General features: G+C 36.7%; 14 protein-coding genes. 1 reads left to right on the top strand and 13 read right to left on the bottom strand.

Annotated features, from left to right (window positions below):
• Position 1: 1 nt before the first annotated feature.
• The 13 genes from ilvB to H6W52_RS00670 form a co-directional block, all read right to left on the bottom strand.
• The gene (gene ilvB, locus H6W52_RS00610; protein WP_116098218.1) at positions 2–1,741 is read right to left on the bottom strand and encodes a biosynthetic-type acetolactate synthase large subunit; all 1,740 of its coding nucleotides are present in this window, start codon (positions 1,739–1,741) and stop codon (positions 2–4) included.
• A 22-nt stretch (positions 1,742–1,763) separates the two neighbouring features.
• Complete coding sequence (ilvD, locus tag H6W52_RS00615) at positions 1,764–3,449, bottom strand: dihydroxy-acid dehydratase (protein WP_116098155.1); 1,686 nt, start codon at positions 3,447–3,449, stop codon at positions 1,764–1,766.
• A complete protein-coding gene (locus H6W52_RS00620; RefSeq protein ID WP_116098157.1) occupies positions 3,442–4,344 on the bottom strand; it encodes a branched-chain amino acid transaminase in 903 nt (300 codons plus the stop codon). The genes ilvD and H6W52_RS00620 overlap by 8 nt, the downstream gene beginning before the upstream one ends.
• A gap of 607 nt (positions 4,345–4,951) precedes the next feature.
• The gene (locus tag H6W52_RS00625) at positions 4,952–5,188 is read right to left on the bottom strand and encodes a hypothetical protein (RefSeq protein ID WP_116098159.1); all 237 of its coding nucleotides are present in this window, start codon (positions 5,186–5,188) and stop codon (positions 4,952–4,954) included.
• Positions 5,157–6,659, bottom strand: coding sequence for an MFS transporter (locus H6W52_RS00630; RefSeq protein ID WP_116098161.1), 1,503 nt, complete (start codon positions 6,657–6,659; stop codon positions 5,157–5,159). The genes H6W52_RS00625 and H6W52_RS00630 overlap by 32 nt, the downstream gene beginning before the upstream one ends.
• The gene (locus tag H6W52_RS00635; RefSeq protein WP_116098163.1) at positions 6,659–7,171 is read right to left on the bottom strand and encodes a nuclear transport factor 2 family protein; all 513 of its coding nucleotides are present in this window, start codon (positions 7,169–7,171) and stop codon (positions 6,659–6,661) included. Before H6W52_RS00635 ends, H6W52_RS00630 begins: the two co-directional genes overlap by 1 nt.
• A 99-nt stretch (positions 7,172–7,270) precedes the next feature.
• Entirely contained in the window at positions 7,271–9,124 is a 1,854-nt protein-coding gene (locus H6W52_RS00640; protein WP_116098165.1) for a glycoside hydrolase family 13 protein, read from the bottom strand.
• A 33-nt stretch (positions 9,125–9,157) separates the two neighbouring features.
• Positions 9,158–9,517, bottom strand: coding sequence for a hypothetical protein (locus H6W52_RS00645; protein WP_116098167.1), 360 nt, complete (start codon positions 9,515–9,517; stop codon positions 9,158–9,160).
• The gene (locus H6W52_RS00650) at positions 9,514–9,993 is read right to left on the bottom strand and encodes a DoxX family protein (RefSeq protein ID WP_076393441.1); all 480 of its coding nucleotides are present in this window, start codon (positions 9,991–9,993) and stop codon (positions 9,514–9,516) included. The genes H6W52_RS00645 and H6W52_RS00650 overlap by 4 nt, the downstream gene beginning before the upstream one ends.
• A gap of 57 nt (positions 9,994–10,050) precedes the next feature.
• Positions 10,051–12,210: a glycoside hydrolase family 97 protein gene (locus H6W52_RS00655; RefSeq protein ID WP_116098169.1), complete on the bottom strand. Its 2,160-nt coding sequence runs from the start codon at positions 12,208–12,210 to the stop codon at positions 10,051–10,053.
• A 102-nt stretch (positions 12,211–12,312) separates the two neighbouring features.
• Positions 12,313–13,392 carry a SusE domain-containing protein gene (locus H6W52_RS00660; RefSeq protein ID WP_116098171.1) on the bottom strand — a complete coding sequence of 360 codons (1,080 nt, stop codon included), beginning with the start codon at positions 13,390–13,392 and terminating at the stop codon, positions 12,313–12,315.
• A 19-nt stretch (positions 13,393–13,411) separates the two neighbouring features.
• Positions 13,412–14,995 carry a RagB/SusD family nutrient uptake outer membrane protein gene (locus tag H6W52_RS00665; protein ID WP_116098173.1) on the bottom strand — a complete coding sequence of 528 codons (1,584 nt, stop codon included), beginning with the start codon at positions 14,993–14,995 and terminating at the stop codon, positions 13,412–13,414.
• A gap of 5 nt (positions 14,996–15,000) precedes the next feature.
• On the bottom strand, positions 15,001–17,727 hold the full coding sequence (locus tag H6W52_RS00670) for a SusC/RagA family TonB-linked outer membrane protein (protein ID WP_116098175.1): 2,727 nt from the start codon (positions 17,725–17,727) through the stop codon (positions 15,001–15,003).
• A gap of 332 nt (positions 17,728–18,059) precedes the next feature.
• On the opposite strand from H6W52_RS00670, the gene metG reads away from it, so the two are divergent.
• Positions 18,060–20,096: a methionine--tRNA ligase gene (metG, locus tag H6W52_RS00675; protein ID WP_116098177.1), complete on the top strand. Its 2,037-nt coding sequence runs from the start codon at positions 18,060–18,062 to the stop codon at positions 20,094–20,096.
• The last annotated feature ends 111 nt before the right edge of the window (positions 20,097–20,207 follow it).

Genomic DNA, 20,207 nt, shown 5'->3' on the forward strand with positions numbered 1-20,207 from the left:
TTTATTTTAGTCTGATCTCCGAAACTGAGGTTCCCTGCGCTACCATCGGAAATACATTGTTTTCTTTTCCCACCATCACTTCCAGAAGGTATGCTCCATCATGACTGAGCATTTTTTCGAGGGCAGCTTTTAAATCTTTTCTTTCGGATATTTTTTCACCTTCAATGTAATATCCTTTGGCAACTGCCACAAAATCGGGGCTTGTAATATTTACGAATGAGTAACGTCTGTCGTGGAATAATTGCTGCCATTGTCTCACCATTCCCAAAAACTCGTTATTGAGGATGAGAATTTTCACTTTTGCCCCAAACTGCATAATCGTTCCCAATTCCTGAAGTGTCATCTGAAATCCGCCATCCCCGATGATTGCCACGACTGTTTTTTCGGGAGCGCCATACCATGCTCCGATAGCAGCCGGCAAACCAAATCCCATTGTTCCCAGTCCTCCGGAAGTCACACTAGATTTTGAATGGTTATACTGGGCGTATCGACAAGCAACCATCTGATGCTGACCGACGTCTGTTGTGATAATGGCTTCTCCGTTGGTAAGCTCGTTTAATACTCTGATAACTTCTCCCATCGTCATGGCATCTGTAGTGGGATTCAGTTCATTATGTATGACTTCTTTTATTTCTTCTTTTTCCAGTTCACGGAATTTCTCTACCCATTCTGAGTGGTCGTTTTCTTTGAGAAGTGCTGTCAATAAAGGGAGCGTTTTTTTACAGTCGCCCCAAACAGGAACTGTTGTTTTTACATTTTTATCAATTTCTGCGGGATCAATATCAAGGTGAATTACTTTTGCCTGTTTTGCATATTTATCGAGACGTCCGGTAACGCGGTCATCAAAACGCATTCCTACAGCGATCAATACATCGCATTCATTCGTCATTACGTTGGGGGCATAATTTCCATGCATTCCCAACATTCCTACGTGCAATTTATGATGGGTAGGCAACGCGCTCAGTCCCATTACGGTAGCTGCTGCCGGAAGATTAATTTTCTCAATAAAAGATTTTAATTCTTCTTCCGCTTTCCCCAGAATTACTCCCTGTCCGAAAAGAACAAATGGCTTTTTGGCCTGATTAATGAGCTGTGCTGCTTTTTCAATATATTCTTTTCTTATCTCGGGTTCGGGACGATAACTTCGGATGTGAGTGCATTTTTTATAGCCCAAATAATCGAATAACTGAAGTTGTGCATTTTTGGTAATATCAATTAAAACAGGACCGGGACGACCGGTGCCTGCAATGTAAAATGCTTTGGCAATGGCTTCAGGAATTTCTGTGGCATCGGTAACCTGATAGTTCCATTTGGTAACCGGTGTGGTGATATTGATAACATCGGTTTCCTGAAATGCATCTGTTCCCAACAAGGAAGCATAAACCTGCCCTGTAATGCAAACTACAGGGTTACTGTCGATCATGGCATCTGCAAGTCCTGTCACCAGATTGGTGGCTCCGGGACCACTTGTTGCAAAGACAACGCCTGTTTTTCCTGATACTCTTGCAAATCCCTGCGCTGCATGGATTGCGCCTTGTTCGTGACGAACGAGAATGTGTTTCAGTTTTTCGGAATAATCGTATAAAGCATCATAAATAGGCATGATTGCTCCTCCGGGATATCCGAAAACAGTGTCTACATTTTCCTGCAATAAAGCTTCTAAAACTGCTTTGGAACCTGATATTTCGATGGCTTCCGCACTTCGGGTATCTTTCTGTTCATTTATTTCAAGTGTATTCATCATGTTTCAATTTTAATTGTGATTACAGGTCGGTTACGCAGCCCTGCGATGCATCTGCCACAGATTTGGCATATTTATAAAGAACTCCGCTTTTCACTTTGTATTCAGGCTGATGAAAACCGGCTTTTCTTTTTGTAATTTCTTCATCCGACAACAATGCATTGATGGTATTTTTCTCTGCATCGAGTTCGATGAGGTCTCCGTCCTGTATAAGACCAATCAGTCCTCCTTCAAATGCTTCCGGTGTGATGTGTCCTACAACAAAACCGTGGGTTCCTCCGGAGAATCTTCCGTCTGTTATCAGTGCTACATTTTTTCCTAAGCCGGAACCCATTAAAGCGGAAGTTGGCTTCAGCATTTCGGGCATTCCGGGAGCGCCTTTCGGACCTTCGTTTTTGATAACGACAACGTTTCCTTCTTTGATTTTTTTGTCTTCAATTCCTTTGATGAATTCTTTTTCGCCATCAAATACAATGGCTGTTCCCCTGAAATAGTTTCCTTCTTTACCTGTGATTTTGGCTACTGATCCTTTCTCAGCAAGATTTCCATATAATATTCTGATATGTCCTGTTTCTTTGATGGGATTTCTGATATCGTGAATAATATGCTGATCTCTTTCAATAATGGAGGTGACATGTTCGAGATTTTCTGCAATGGTTTTGCCTGTTACAGTAAGACAGTCGCCGTGTAGCAATCCCAGATCCAGCAGATATTTCATTACAGCAGGCACTCCCCCTACTTTGTGAAGGTCTTCCATAAGATATTTTCCGCTGGGTTTGAGGTCTGCCAGAAACGGTGTTTCATCGCTGATCCGCTGAAAATCATCCAAAGTCAAATTGTATCCTATTGATTTTGCAATGGCAATAAAATGCAGTACAGCATTGGTGCTTCCGCCTAAAATCATAATCAGTCTCAAAGCATTTTCAAAGGCTTTTGGTGTCATGATATCGGAAGGTTTGATGTCTTTTTCCAAAAGAATTCTGATGTAATGTCCCGCAAATTGACATTCTTCTTTCTTCTCGCGACTGAGCGCCGGATAGGAAGAAGAATACGGAAGACTCATTCCCAGAGCTTCAATAGCAGAAGCCATGGTATTTGCGGTGTACATTCCGCCACAAGCTCCTGCACTCGGACAGGAATTTTGAATGACTCCCTGAAAGTCTTCTTCTGAAATTTTTCCGGCAATTTTATTTCCCAAAGCCTCAAAAGCCGAAACAATATTCAGATCCTGACCTTTGTAATGTCCGGGAGCAATACTTCCGCCATAGACCATTATGGAAGGTCGGTTCAGTCTTGCCATAGCAATGAGGGAACCGGGCATATTTTTGTCGCATCCGGGAACGGTGATGAGCCCGTCGTAATACTGTCCTGCGCATACAGTTTCTATGGAGTCTGCAATAATATCACGGCTTACAAGGGAATAGCGCATTCCGTCTGTACCATTGGTCATTCCGTCGCTTATTCCTATGGTATGAAACATTAAACCCACCAAATCCTGTTCTTTCACTCCTTTTTTCACGATTTCAGCGAGGCTGTTAAGATGCATATTGCAGGTATTGCCATCATAACCCATGCTTGCAATTCCGATCTGTGCTTTGTCGAAGTCTTCTTTCTGAAAACCAATACCGTAAAACATTGCCTGAGTTGCGGGCTGCGTCGGGTCTTTTGTAAGGGTTTTGGAGTATTTGTTCAGTTCTGTATTACACATTTTGCAGGTTTAATTTCAGGTATGAATAATTTTCTTCTACGACCAAATGACGGTAAGCCTGCTGAATTTTAGCTGATAAACTGTCTTCCCAATTCATTCTGAAAGGAATATCATTCAAAGACTCCACAGCGACAATTTCTGCTGCTGTTCCACAGAAAAATGCCGCATCTGCACCCTGCATTTCCTGCGGTGTAAATAATTTTTCTTCATACGAAATCCCTAACTGATTACATATTTCGAAAACTGTGGCTCTTGTAATACCGGGCAAGATGTTTCCTTTTTGAGGAGTATATAGTTTTCCGTCTTTTTCATAGAATACATTTGCGCCGGAGCTTTCTGCTACATTTCCTTTTTCATCCAGAACGAGAGCCTCATCAAATCCTTTATCTTTCGCTTCCTGACTTGCCAGAATAGAATTTACGTAATGTCCGCTTACTTTAGCCTCTATTTTAAATGCTTTCGGGTTAGGACGCTGAAAGGAAGAGGTCATAATTCTCAGTTTGTTTGCCAGATAACCATTATCCCAATTCCATACTTCAATGACAAGGTAGCTTTTCTGTCCTTTTGAAAGGGACATATTGGGAGAACAAATAACTAAAGGACGGATATAGGCATTGCTCAAATTATTAATTTCCAATAGTTTATAAGTAGCCTCTACCATTTCCTCAGTAGAATAATGGAAAGGCATATGCATTGCTTCTGCTGATTTTCTCAGTCTGTCATAATGTTCTTCTGCTTTAAAAATTTTGGTTCCATTGGCTGTTTTGTAGGATTTAATGCCTTCAAAAACCGCATATCCGTAGTGTAATGATTGACCGTACAAATCGGTCTTTGCTTCTTTTGCTTTCACATATTCTCCATCAAAGAAGAGAACACTGTCGTCATTGTAATACATTCTATATCGTTTTAATTTTTATTTTGGTGTATCTTTTAAACAAAAAACCATCCTCGTGATGAGAATGGTCTGTATTATTTCAATTTCAAAAATTATCACAACCCATTGCCCATCACCGAAACCCGATAATGACAAGAATGACAAGAATAATAATTGAGTTATTCATTTTGCTTGTATTTAACGATACAAATGTATAAACTAATTTTGAGACATATTTACTTTTTCGTAAAAATTCTACCCTAAAATTATCAAAAATCCATAAAAACCGATCTTTTTTACGATATTCATCAAAACATAATAATTCATAACCAACTGATTGTTAAAGTGTAAAGCGGAATAAAAATACGACGTCTAAAATTTGCCTAAAGACAGTGTATCGGGATTATATTTTTAAAGTTTTCCTGATTTTTACCGTCATCAATAAAAAAATCTACCGGATCCGGTAGATTTAGAGTTATATTTTAAACTGAATTCGGGATAAAAAGTGTTTAAATTTTGATTATTCTTAATTTAACGTGAATGAGTTAAGCTATTGCTTTTATATTTTAATTTATTTAACCACAAAAGTCACAAAAGATCTACAATTTTTTTTATTTAAAGTTGGTGATTATAAATGAGAAAGCTCACCATAGTTTTTTAAAAATCTTTGATTTTTATTCTTTTGAGCGCTTTGATTATTCTGAAAATTCGCTTTAACATTATCTTTTGTCCCTTTTGCGGTTAATTCTGAAATTAGTTTAAACAAGTTTTTTACAATCTTTATTCCGCACTTGGGTAATTTTAGAAAATCAACTAAAGTATATCTCTTTTTATCAGAAATGCACCTGCTGAATTTCTTTTTCAATTTCTTTTGGGGTGTCTTGTTCAGATTTAACGAAAATAAGAGTGAGAACGGCTCCTAAAACCATACAGATTCCGCCCACTACAATATAATCTATTGCCATTTTACCGAAAATTCTGCTAACAATTGGTCCTCCAAAAACTCCGTTAATGATTTGAGGAATTACAATAAAAAAGTTGAAAATTCCCATGTAAACGCCCATTTTCTTTTGTGGAATTGAGTCAATAAGCATCGCATAAGGCATTGCCAGAATACTTGCCCATGCAAAACCTAATCCGACCATGGAAATCCAGAGGTAATTTATGTCTTTTATAAAGTACATGGAAATCAGCCCGAAACCTCCACTTGCCAAAGCCAGCGCGTGAGTCTGTTTTTTACCGATAAATTTAGCAATCGGTGTTAATGCAAACGCAAAGAAAATGGCGTAGAAATTATAACTTCCGAACAGGCTTCCCGTTAAATCTCCGGCTTTATTAAATTCCGCTGAATGGGTATCTTCCGGGGAAAGCCCGAAATGATGCGTCGCCAAAGCACTCGTTGTAAAAACCCACATGGTAAATAATGCAAACCATGAGAAAAACTGAACAATTCCCAGTTTTTTCATCTGTGAGGGTGCATTGGTAAAATCTTTGAAAATATCCGACATTTTGGATTTTTCTTCTGCGATTTCTTTTCCGCCTTCAAATGAAGCAAATTCTTCAGGAGAATATTCTTTGGTGGTAATAATTGTATATAAAATTGATATTATAAGGACGGCTGCTCCGATGTAAAAAGAATAGATGACATTATCTGCAACAAATCCTTTTGGTGCAACACCAGAAACACTTAAATGTAAATCTATGATCCATTGAGGAAAACCAAAAGAAAAATACTGTTTTAAAAAGCCATTTAATATAATTTTATACATATCTAAATTTCTCAACCAATTTGGTAAATCTGAACCGATCACCGCTCCAATTCCTATCAAAATTGTCTGAACAGAAAAACCAATCGTCGCCTGATGTTTTGGCAGCATATCTCCCACCAAAGCACGGAAAGGTTCCATTGCCACATTGATAGAAGCATCCATCATGGCCAGAAAAATAACCGCCATCAGTAAAACGTTTGCAGCCATCATTTGTGTTGCAGAAGCGGCATTGGGAAGCATTACCAATCCGATGGCGCATAAAACGGCTCCTATTAAAAAGTAAGGTTTTCTTCTTCCCAGCGGACTCCATGTATTGTCTCCCATGTGACCAATAATTGGCTGAACGATTAATCCTGTTACCGGTGCTACGAGCCAAAACCATGATAATTCATGTACATCGGCTCCGAAATTTGCCAAAATCCGGCTTGCGTTTCCGTTTTGCAGACCAAAAGCCATCTGGATTCCCAAGAATCCCATGCTCATATTGATGATCTGAGCCATGGATAAATTCGGCTTTTTTACTTTTCCAAATTTTCCTGCATCTGCTTTTCCTACCATTTCTGCCATTATTTCTTCAGTTTTTGGATTAACATCTCTTCGATTGGTGCTTTTTCAGCGACAACTTTGTCTACAACTTCATTTGGAACGGTTACAGAGAGTACGTACTGTTTTACTTTCCAGATTCCGTTGATTTTTTCCACTACTCCTGAACCGCGGCAGATTTTCATCTGGGTATCTAGTAATTCATCAAACCAAGCCAGTTTTCCGTCTTTGCTGAAGTAAATATTTCTTTTCAGGGAAGTAAAATTCCATGTTTTCTTTTTATCGAAATAGGGTTTAGCCCAAACCATAAAGGCTTTTTTGTCCCAGACTTCTGTAGCATCTGTCCCGATAAAAACAGATTCGTCGGCAAAATAATTAAAGTAAGTGTTAAAATCTGCTTTTGCTGCCGCGACATTAAATCCGTCGAGCATGGTTCCGATTTCTGTTTTTTCCTTACCGAATTTTGACTGAGCAGAAATGGATGTAAAACTCAATACAAATAGGATGAATGTAAAGAATATTGTTGTTTTTTTCATGTATAATTTTATTTTTAAACACAAGCGACACTAATTTTTTCACGAATGACACTAATGATTTTAGTATGAAATTTGTGAAAAATTTGGGTTATCCGTGTTTTAATTCAATTCAATAACCATTGATGATTTTGCAGGAATTTTAAAATTGTCCTTTACCGGAAATTCTTTGCCGGAAATGATGTCTTTCCCTTTTGAAAAACCGTTCAGAGATTCTGCGAAATGCTTCACGTCTATCGTTTGTTCCGCATCATTATTATTTAAAATGACCATTACGCTTTCTTTTTCGTTGTATCTAAAATACACAAAAACATTATTCTGCGGAACAAAATTCTTTGTTTTTCCTGTATGAATGACTTCTTTGCCTTTTCTCCAGTTGAGCAACTTCTGGGTAAAATCGTAAAATTCTTTTTGTTCAGGAGTCTGAGACGAAGGATTGAAAGCATTGATCTTATCTGATTTCCAGCCGCCCGGAAAATCTCTTCTGATGTCTGCATCGCCCCCTTTGTTTTTGTCGCCGCGCATTCCCACTTCAGAACCGTAATACAGCTGTGGAATTCCGCGAACTGTTGATATTAAGGTCATTGCCAGTTTATATTCCGAAGGATTTCCGTTGAAAACTTCGTTGAATCTTTCGGTATCGTGATTTTCAAAAAACACCAAAAGGTTGTTGATGTTCGGATACAGGAAATCGCTGGTAAACACATTGTATAATTTTACCATTCCGGAATCCCAACCGTCTTTTTCTTTCAAGGCTTTCGGCAGATCAGAATATAATGTAAAATCCATTACGGAAGGAAGATTTGAATTATAATTTGCTGCCTCTCCTATTTTAGAATCTTTTTGCCATGCTGCGATATGTGCGCTGGAATACAGCCATGCTTCTCCTACAATATTGAAATTAGGATATTCATCTGTAATGGCTTTTGCCCATTTTGCCATGGCATCTTTGTCATTGTAAGGATAGGTATCTACCCGAAAACCGCCCAATTCGGCATACTCGATCCACCAGATTGCATTCTGAGTCAAATATTTTAAAACCAATGGATTTTTCTGATTAATATCCGGCATTGTCGTATCAAACCATCCGTCTAAAGCTAATTTTTTATCTACCTCAGAAGCGTTTGTATCAAACTGAGTGGTTGTTTTATAGTTGGAACGTTTAAAACCATTTTCTCCATCACTGAACCAGTGAATCCAGTCTTTTGTAGGCAAATCTTTGATCATCCAGTGCGAAACTCCCCAATGATTGGTTACATAATCCATCACGAGTTTCATTTTTCTCTGATTCAGTTTTTGGGAAAGTTCTTTATACTCTTCGTTGGTTCCGTAACGTTCATCGATCTTGTATAAATCGGTCTGTGCATATCCGTGGTAGGAATATACTTTTTCGTTGTCCTCATTAACGGGAGTAAGCCAGACTGCTGTTGCTCCAAGGTTCTGAATATAATCTAAATTGTTGATGATTCCGCGCAGATCTCCTCCGTGTCTGCCGTTAGGAAGATTTCGGTTTGCTTTTTCGGTTAAATTGGAGCTGGAGTCGTTTTTTTCATCGCCATTTGCGAAACGATCAGGCATGATGAGGTACATCACGTCTTTGGAAGAGTATGATTCTCTGTTTGCTGAATTTGGATTTCTCTGCTTCAGTTCATACGTGTAAGAACCTAACTTTTTCTTTCCGCTTTTTACGTTGATGTTAAATTTCGGAACGTTAATTTCATTGGTATTAACGGTTACGAAAATATAGTTTGGATTTTCAACTTTCTGGACATCTTTGATCTGAACTCCGTCTGAAAGTTCAATTTCGTTTTTGGCAATATCTTTTCCGTATACCAGAATCTGAAGTTCCGGATTTTTCATTCCTTTCCACCAGAATGCAGGTTCTACTTTCTGAATCTGTGAAAAAAATAAAGACGATGCACAAAGCGTTGTTACGTAAAAAAGTTTATGATGCATATTTTTTTAATATAATATGAGTGATTTTAGTGTTTATTTTAGTGGCTGATTAAAAACGGCTTTGTATTGGGTAACTCCAGAAGGATTAAACTCAATTCTCCGATTAGGCATATTCTGAAGTTCATATTCTCCGTTGCGGGTAAATTTTACTTCAGTAAATTTATATCCTGTAAGATAAGTGACTTTTACCTGATAAAAACCTTTATTATTAATTTTTTTAAGCTCCATATCCTGATCCCAATTCAAAGGTTGGTCATTCCCTCTGATTCCTACAAAGGTAACTCCTTCAGAATCCGGAATCTCAATTGTATAAATTACAGTCTGCTTATAGGCTTTCTGAACACAACTGAACATCAGAAAACAGGAGGTTATAAGAAATACTAATTTTTTCATCGGATCATTTTTTTAGCAATTATATAATCTAACCCAAATCTTCCGGAGCCTAAAATACTATAAAATAAGCTCACCCACATCATTCCCATTGCAGGAAGCATATTCCAGACTCCCTGATTCATCTGCTGAAAAAATGCAGCGACAAACATGGTAATGAAAATAAGCACTGCAAAAGGTCTTGTTAATAATCCTAACAATAAAAAAATTCCGCCCACTGCTTCACTGAATGCTCCCATCCAAGCAAAAAACGCAGGAAACATGGCGAAAATACCACCATATTCTGCGACATCATTCGGAAACCAGAAAGCCACTTCAAAAAATTTCAAATTATTGTCTGCGGGAGACCACGGCAAACCGAATTTTGCTGCACCGAAGTCGCTCGTCAGTAAATATCCGCAAACTATTCTTGGAACAGCAAACAGCAGATCCTGCCACCAAAATGGCATCTGAATGGGGGTAAAAATTCTCTTTATCATAGGAACAGGTGTTAAAAAACCCTACAGAAAATCTGTAAGGTTTTTAGTTTATTAAAATTATTTTACAGGTTTGATAGAGATGGCAAAACCTCCGCTTCGTACCATTTTAAAATTAATTTTAGATTTGCTTGTGATTTCTTTTTTGTAGATGTTATAGCTTTGAGGATTGTTGATGTAATCCGCATCTTTTCCATCTTCGTAAATCGTAGCTTCATATTTTTTTCCTTTGTCTAAGAAAGAAAAATCTACAGTGTAATCACGTTTGTTTTCATCGGTAATTCCGCCCACGAACCAGTTTTCAGTTCCTTTTGCTTTTCTTGCCGTGATGATGTAATCTCCCGGTTCTGCCGATAAAATTTTTGTATCGTCCCAGTCTGCTGCAACATCTTTGATAAACTGGAAGGCGTCCATATGCTTTTTGTAATTTTCAGGCAAATCTGCCGCCATCTGAAGAGGCATATACATTACCACATAAAGCGCTAACTGTTTTACTAAAGTTGTTTTTACGAAACGCTTGTCTCCAGGGAAATAGTAATCCAGTTTTGTCTGGAAAATTCCCGGGGTATAATCCATCGAACCTCCCATCCATCTTGTAAACGGAAGAATGGTCTGATGATCCGGATTGTTTCCTCCGAAAGCTTCATATTCCGTTCCACGCGCTGCTTCCGCAGAGATATAGTTTGGATATGTTCTGCTTTCTCCTGTCGGACGAACAGATTCATGGGAGTTTACCATAATCTTATATTCATTTGCTTTTTCAGCAATTCTGTAAAAATGGTTGATTGTCCATTGAGAATAATGATGTTCTCCTCTTGGAATCATGTCTCCTACGTACCCAGTTTTCACGGCATCATAACCGTACTTGTTCATTAACTGATATGCTTTGTCTGCCCATCTTTCGTAGTTCGTTGCAGAACCTGAAGTTTCGTGGTGCATGATCAGTTTGATGCCTTTGGAATGTGCGTAATCGTTTAACATCTTGATGTCGAAGTCAGGATAAGGAGTGATGAAATCGAAAACAAATTCTTTTGAGTGACCGAACCAGTCTTCCCAACCAACATTCCAGCCTTCAATTAAAAGTCCCTGAAAACCATTTTCTGCTGCGAAATCTATATATTCTTTCACTTTTGTATTGTTGGCGCCGTGTTTTCCGTTAGGTGTAAGTTTAGAAAAATCTGTTACACCAAGACGTACATTAGATTCCGGCTGTCCGTAAGCCCACTGAGATTTTCCGATGATCATTTCCCACCATACTCCCATGTATTTTGTTGGGTGGATGTAAGAAGTATCGGTATATTTTGTTGGCTCGTTAAGGTTAAATAGCATTTTTGAATCCATCACATCTTCCGCTTTCGGAGCAACGATAATGGTTCTCCAGGGAGTTACGGAAGGAGTCTGAATGTAACCTTTCGCACCCTGTCGGTCTGCTGTAAGATGTGTTTTGAATTTAAAATTCTGGGCATCTACTTCAAGATGAGAGGCAGGATAGTCTAAAACAGCAGCTTCCGCAACGTTGATGTACAATGGTTCTTTTCCTTCCTGCTTCAACATTACCGGAGACTGAACCGCATTTTTAATTAAAGTCTGAGAAGCGTTTGCATCTGCAGCTTTCGGCCATCTTGCAGGGATTTCAGAAAGTTTTGTTTCCTGATACTGGTATTCCTGAGAATCATAATCTGCAACAATCCACCAGGATTTCATATCTGTCGGAAAATCAATTTCAGAATCTTCTTCTCTGATTACGAAATAGTTGAGATTTTTCTGCTGAGGAAATTCATATCTGAAACCTAAACCATCATTAAACAGTCTGAATTTCACCACGATATTTCTGTCTGTGGAAGTCTGATTAAGCGTCACCGCCAATTCATTGTAATGATTGATATAGTTTTTCTTTTCTCCTAAAACCGGCTGCCACGTTTCGTTTTTAGCATCACGTTTTTCATCCACTTTGGTAAAACCGTTGTTGAGATCGAATTTTACATCTTCCGGTTTTGCAATTTCTGAGGCAAATTTTATTGAAGTATCTTTAAATAATCTGAGTCCCAATTTGGAATCTTCGACGATCGTTTTCCCGTTATATTTAAGATTGTAATAAGGTACGCCCTGTTTCAACTGGAAATCCATTTCGAATTTCCCATCCGGCGATTTTAAAGATTGTGCATTAACACCCGCAAACATCATAGAGAGCATGATTGCTCCTGCTGTAATTTTCTTCATAATGACTATTTATAGACTTTAAAAATAAAGAAAGTGTTGCCGAAAAGCAACACTTTGCTATGTAAAATTCAATTTAAAATTATTATTGGAAACATGATTTAATTAGTTCGCTGGAATTACAGAGAAATCACCTGTCATATCATTAAAATAGACATTATAATTAAATGTTGTTGCTAAAGGGATATTTCCTCCACCCAATAACGCTGTTCCAAAGTACTGCTGAGATAATCCCCAGTTTGTTCCCCAATCATGATTAGCTCTGAATTTAAATTCTCCAGAACTTAGCATTACATTTTTCTTCACCCATACATGAGGATCAAAAGTAGACTTTTCTAAATCTAAATCTGTAGACCATCCTCCGGCTGCAGGACCAATTAAAGAAATAGATGTATATGTAGTTGTTGAAGGTGTTACAGCCGTAACGGTATATGTTAAAGAAGAAATATTGATAGTAACTTTATAATATCCTGAACCAGTAATAGTAATATTTCCAGAACCACCACTTGTACTTAATACTCCTGCAGACGAACCCATTCCGTACTGTGGATCCCAAGCTCCTGGAGTTTTAATAATTTTAAATCCTCCCTGTGCAAAATAGCCTGTGTAAGTATAGATATTTGGGTCTGATGATTTTAGTAACGGATAAATTTTTGCATTTGTCGCCACGTTGTCCCATGCTCCTGCTGTAGCATCACCTATTAAGTATAGATCTGTATAAGTATAAATAGGACCATTAATAAATGGTGTAACTTTTAATGAAATTACATTTGAATAGTGAGTTTTACCAACAGCCGTTGACTTTATCCTAACCTCAATATCTGTAGCTGTGACAGAAGTTACTCCTAATCCTAAAATTATATTGTTAAGATCGTTTCCAATCATACTGTAGGATTTAGCTCCTGCTGAAAGCTCAACAATTTTTGGAGCTGCAAAATTAGTTCCCTTAAGCGCAAACTGCAATTGATTAGTAATTTGAATAGGAACCCCAAAATCTGAGTTTACCCAATTAAATGCAACAGCCTCATTGGCAGACTGATTATTGATTAAAACAACTGAAGTTTTATTTGCAGAAACTGTTGGATCCGTCCCATCGTTTACAACAGCTAAATCTTCATCTTTTTCACAAGAAGAAATAATAAATGCTACTGCAAACAGTGTGAATATTTTAAATAAATGTCTCATTTTTAAAAAGTGTTTTTTGTTAATATCCAGGATTCTGAATTAAATTTGGATTCGCAATAATATCTTTAGCCGGAATAGGATAAAGATTTCTAAAATCTTCTACCGCTTTACCATCTTTTACCCCACCTTTCCAAGGCCATAAATATGAAGCTGTTGTAAATTTACCGTATCTGATTAAATCTGTTCTTCTGGTAAATTCCCATGAAAGCTCTCTTCCTCTTTCATCAAGTATATAATCTGTATTGATAGATCCTACAGTGCTTGCTCCTGCTCTGGTTCTAAGTGCATTAACATATCCAATTGCCGTAGTAAGATTTCCGCCAGAACCACCTCTTAATGTTGCTTCCGCATACATTAGATAGATATCTGCTAATCTAAAAACTGCAATATCTGAATCTACAAAGTTACCTGCATTATCAGATCCTGCAACACCACTACTGGTTACATTTTTATATTTAATAAAACCATATCCGTCTGTAAAGGTTCCCAGATCATTAATTTCCAGATTTTGACCGTTTGTATAAAAATTACCTCTTTGATCGGAACTGTTGCCGGCAAATAAATTTACGAAAGCCTTTGTAGTTCTAAGACCTCCCCAACCGCCATTGATTCCAAACTGTGAAGCAGGCATACTACCTCCTACTGCAGCATGTACCATATAAGTAGTTCCTCCATATGTTTGAATTCTCTGTCCGTCAAATGCAATAGGCAAAATTACTTCAGGATTATTTTTGTCGTTATCAGCTAAAAATAAATCTCCGTATTTGGTTTTTAAAGAATATCCAGCCTGAATAACTTTATTACAATAAGTAATACAATCTGTATAATGATTTGAACCATTATAAACTCCAGAATTTAAATATAATCTGGCTAATAAAGACCATGCAGCCGCTTTATCAGCTCTTGCGTATGCATTTGTTTTTGGATCTTTAAGTTGACCTTCTACATCTTTTAATTCAGATTCTACAAAATTGAAAAGTTCTGCTCTCGTAATTCTTGGTGGCGGACTTATTGATCCAGGTAGGTAATCTTCTTTTACAAATGGAACATTACCAAATAGATCAAGTGCATGATAATAAGATAATGCTCTAAGATAACGTACTTCAGCTCTCATATATTTTGCTTCCGTAAGATTAGCTCCTGTAATATTATTTGAAGCCAGTTTTTCATCGGTAACATTTCTCAAAAATTCATTACAAAATGCAATTTCAGTATATATTCTATAGTATAAAGCACTGATAAATTCATTTTGAGAGTCCCAAGTCATCTTATGAATTGTTTGCAAAGTACCATCATTCCATGCGATAACAGCTTCATCTGTTGGCAAGTTTTGCATTGTAAAAAGCTGTCTGGTGTATTGAGAAAAATTCCCATCAATACCATTGATATCGGCATTTCCTCCACCTGATTCCTGACCTCCATTTGCAAAGCCTCCATACACTTTTGCTAAGGCATTAGGGTAATTTGCAAAATCCTTAAAGACACTTACAGAGGTTACATCTGTAATAGGAGACTGTTCAAGATCATTAACACACGAAGTTGTAGTAAGTAGACCAAAAAGTACTACTGCTGTATTTATTTTGTTAAATTTTATTCTTTTCATACTTATTAAAATTGAAAATTAAGACCTAATGAATACACTTTTGGCATCTGATAATATCCATTATCAATATTTCCAAAAATCTCAGGATCTACCCCAGAATATTTGGTAATCACAAAAACATTTTGCGCCATTCCATATATTCTTAAATTACTTCCTTTGTACATAAAGTCTTTAAAATTATATCCGACATTTACATTATCCAATCGGAAGAAAGATGCATTCTCTATAAAAATATCCGAAAGATATCTTGGAAGAGAGAATTTATAATCAGGAGTTGTAGAGTATACATTTTGTAAATAATCATTTGTTGCAGCAGATTGTAATGAACTGTTAGATGCAGCATTATTGTAAACATAATTTCCTAAAACAGCTCTTGCGCTAAACCCAAAATCCCAGTTATTATGTGTTAATTTTGTATTAAACCCTAAAATAGCATCCGGTTGTGTTGATTTGTAATAATACATATCTTTTGCGTTAATAACACCATCTCCGTTTCTATCTACATACACACCATCTAAAGGTTTTCCATTATTGTCATAAACCTGTTGATACACATAAAAAGAGTATGGCTGATAACCTACTGCATGAGCTTGAATTGTATTACCTACTCCTCCTGTAATTCCTCCTACAGGTAAGTTAAAACTATCATCAGCACCATTTACCAGCTTTGTAATTTTTGAATCATAATGTGTTGCATTAAAAGAAAATTCCCAAGTTGTTTTCTCAGTTTTTACCGGAACAAAAGTTATTGAACCTTCAATACCATTTGTTTTCATATTTCCTACATTCAGAATATTATGGTTACTTAAATCTCCTGCAGCGATAGGAGAATCCAAAATCAGATCTTCAGTCTTTTTCTGATATACATCAAAAGAACCATATATTCTGTTTTTTGCAAACCCAAAATCTAAACCTAAACTTTTTGTTGTTGTGGTTTCCCATTTTAGATTGGGATTATAAATATTAGGTCTATACATGAAATAATATTGATTGCCAAATTGATAGGAGGCTCCACTCTGGCTTGGATTATATGCGGCATATGCAGGATATGTACCACCTGTGATTTCCTGATTACCCGTTTTTCCCCATCCTGCTCTCAACTTTAAATTAGAAATTGCAGAAATATTTTTTAAGAAACCTTCTTCATTAATTTTCCAAGCTACAGAAACACCTGGAAAAACACCCCAAAGATTATCTGTTGATCCATTATAGAATCTTGAAGAACCATCTCTTCTTACAGAAGCCGAAATAATATACTTATTAGCAATAGTAAAAATTCCACGACCATAAAAAGAAACCAGAACTTTTCTGTCTTCATAGTTATTTCCCACCGTTGGAGGATTTACCCCTGTAAATGTTGGTGCAAAAGGTACATAATTTCTAAAATCCTGATAAGAATATCCACCAACAATATCCACATTAGTATCTATGGCAGTAATATTTTTAGTATAGCTTAGGAAAGTTTCTAATAAACTGTTCTTTTTCTCCTGACTATATTCTCTGTAAGATCCTTTATTTGCAAAACCTACTTTATATAATGGGTTTATTGTAGTTGACCCATTACTTTTACTATAATCGTAGCCCGCGTTTACATTAAAATGCAAATCTGGTAGAAAATGTAACTTATAATCAAGCTGAATATTTCCTAAACCTCTCACAACAGACGATATATCTCTTGTTGCTTCAAGCTTTGCTAAAGGATTTGGAGTTCCGTTCACATTTAAAGCCCCATTTAATAACCATTCATAATATCCCCCATAATTAGAATTGCCCGAATAAACAGGCTGGGTTGGGTCAAAATAAGTTGCATCACCAATTACTCCTCCGGCAGGAAATTGATTATCTGTAAATGTTCCTTTTGCATTTACATTTACCGTTAAATGATTATCAAGAAATTTAGGATTTAAATTTATACCTAATGATGTTCTTCTAAATGAATTTGTTCTTACAATACCATTCTGTTCATTGTAACCGACAGATAGACGATAAGGCAATCCTTTAATTCCTCCTGTAAGAGAAAGATTATTATCTGTTCCCCATCCTTGTCTGTATATCTGATCCTGCCAGTTTGTATTAGCACTCCCTAATCGAGATTTATAACTGTTAGGTGCATAAGTATTTACAAAATTTCTAAAAGCATCCGCATCTAAAACATCTACATTCCCCATCTTTTCAGATACAGAAGCTAGGGTTGAGAAGTTAATTTTTAATTTTCCTGCAGAACCTTGCTTTGTTGTAATTAAAATAACACCATTCGAAGCTCTGTTACCATAAATTGCAGTAGAAGATGCATCTTTTAAGATATCGAAGCTCTGAATATCATTTGGATTTATGAGGGATAGAGGATCAGAAGCTCCACTTATTCCTACAAAATCCTGAGGTACACCATCAATAACAATCAAAGGAGTATTATTACCTGTTAATGAGGAAATACCACGTACACGAATTGACGTTCCTGCACCTGGAGCTCCACTATTACTTGTAATTTGAACACCCGGTGTTTTACCTTGAATAAGCTGTCCCGGAGAAGTGGCTCCTCCATTAAAATCTTTCGCTGTAACAGAAGTAATTGCTCCTGTAAGATCCGTTTTCTTCTGTTTACCATACCCAATCAAAACAACCTCTTCTATCTTTTTTTCTTTCGTAGCAGAGTCTTTTGTTTGAGCATGAATCATTGTACTTGCTAATAAAAATGCAGGTGCAATTTTTAATACCGTTGTAAAGTTTTTCACAATATTTCTTTTATATAGTTTCGTTCTTGTTAAATAAGCATTACTGCTTGCGTTGCAATTTATAAAAAAATTATAATTATGATAAATTTATTTAAAATTAACATAAATTTATGTATATTAAACGATCCATTTAAGTTAAACTATTATTTTTCAAACTGTTAAATTAAAATATGCAATACATAACACTGGTTTAAAATTAACAAAAAGTTAAACATTCGTTTAACTAAATGTAATATTTGACATCCTTAAATTGCCCGAAAAGCTTCAAAATACTGACAATATCAGATTTTCAAGGATAATCCTTATCTTTGCACCCTAAAACTTTACTATAAATGTCAAACAGAAAGATGATTACGGCGGCATTGCCTTACGCAAACGGACCGGTTCATATAGGGCATTTGGCAGGTGTTTATATTCCTGCGGATGTATATGCGAGATTTCAGAGAAGATTGGGGAAAGATGTAGCGTTTATCTGCGGAAGCGATGAACACGGAATTCCCATTACCATAAGAGCTAAAAAAGAAGGGGTTACACCACAGGATATTGTAGACAAATACCACGAAATCATTAAAAAATCTTTTTCAGATTTGGGGATTTCTTTTGATGAATATTCCAGAACAACCTCTCCGAAACACTACGAGACTAGTCAGGATTTCTTTAAGGTTCTTTATGAAAAAGGAAAATTCACCGAAGAAATGTCTGAACAGTATTTTGACAAACAGGCAGGAGAATTCTTGGCAGACCGATACATCGTCGGAACCTGCCCGAACTGCGGTAATGAGAATGCTTACGGAGATCAGTGTGAAAAATGCGGTACTACCCTTTCACCTTCGGAATTGATTAATCCGAAATCCATGCTAAGTGGAAACGTTCCTATTTTGAAAGAAACAAAAAACTGGTATTTACCATTAAATGAATACGAAGATTTCCTGAACGAATGGATTATTGAAGGTCATAAAGACGATTGGAAACCCAACGTTTACGGACAGGTAAAATCATGGTTAAATGATGGGTTAAAACCTCGCGCCATGACCCGAGACCTGAACTGGGGTGTTCCGGTTCCTCTTCCGAATGCGGAAGGAAAGGTATTGTACGTTTGGTTCGATGCGCCAATCGGATATATCTCTTTCACGAAAGAATGGACGGAGAAAAACGGAAAAAACTGGAAAGATTACTGGCAAAGCGAGGAAAGTGATCTGGTTCACTTTATTGGAAAGGATAATATTGTATTCCACTGTATTATTTTCCCGGCGATGATGAAGGCTCACGGAGATTATATCATGCCTAAAAATGTTCCTGCTTTTGAATTCCTTAATCTTGAGAATGATAAAATTTCCACCTCGAGAAACTGGGCGGTTTGGGCGCACGAATATGTAGAAGATTTTCCGGGACAGCAGGATGTATTAAGATATGCCTTGCTTTCATCCGCTCCTGAAACAAAAGATAATAATTTTACGTGGAAGGATTTCCAGACGAAAAATAATTCTGAACTGGTTGGAATTTTCGGAAATTTCATCAACAGAGTTGCTGTGTTAATTCATAAATATTATGATGGGGTTGTTCCTCAAGGTGATGTAAACACTCCTGAGCTAAAAGAAATTAACAAATCAGCAAAAGAAATTTCAGGATTTTTAGAAAACTATGAATTCAGAAATTCTTTAACAGCTTTAATGAATTTGGCACGTTTCGGAAACCAGTATCTTCAGACAGAAGAGCCATGGAAAACAATAAAAGATAACCCTGAAAAAGCAGCACATTCTTTATTTGTAGGAGCTCAGATTGCAGTTGCTTTAGCACAGTTGTGTGAACCGTTTATGCCTTTCAGCTCTGAGAAATTGTTGAATATGTTTAATGTTCAAAAATCTGATTGGAATACTATTGAAACTAAATCTGTTTTAATTGAAACAGGTCATAAAATCAACGAAGCATCTCTTCTTTTCTCAAAAATTGAAGATAATGTTATCGAAGCTCAAATCCAGAAATTGGAAGACACCAAGCAAAACAATAAAAAAACAAACCCTAACGCAAAACCTATGAAAGAAGAAATCACTTTTGATGATTTTATGAAAATCGACTTAAGAACAGCCACTATTTTAGAAGCTGAAAAAGTTGAGAAAGCAGATAAATTACTGAAACTAACTGTTGATACAGGAGTGGACGTAAGAACTGTAGTTTCCGGGATTGCAGAGAGCTTCACGCCGGAAGAAGTTGTTGGAAAGCAGGTTATGATTTTATTGAATCTTGCCCCAAGAAAAATCAGAGGAATTGAATCTCAGGGAATGTTGCTTTTAACCACAAAACCGGACGGAAAATTATCTTTCGTAACGCCGGATGACAGCAATGTTGAAAACGGTATTGAGATTGGATAATCCGATATTGAGATAAAAAAATAAATCCACATGAACTAAAAATCATGTGGATTTTTTATTTGTCATTGCGAGGAGCAAAGCGACGAAGCAATCTTTTATTAATCTTAACGA

The sequence above is a fragment of the Chryseobacterium sp. C2(2020) genome (assembly GCF_014218915.1).
GTDB lineage: Bacteria > Bacteroidota > Bacteroidia > Flavobacteriales > Weeksellaceae > Chryseobacterium > Chryseobacterium mucoviscidosis.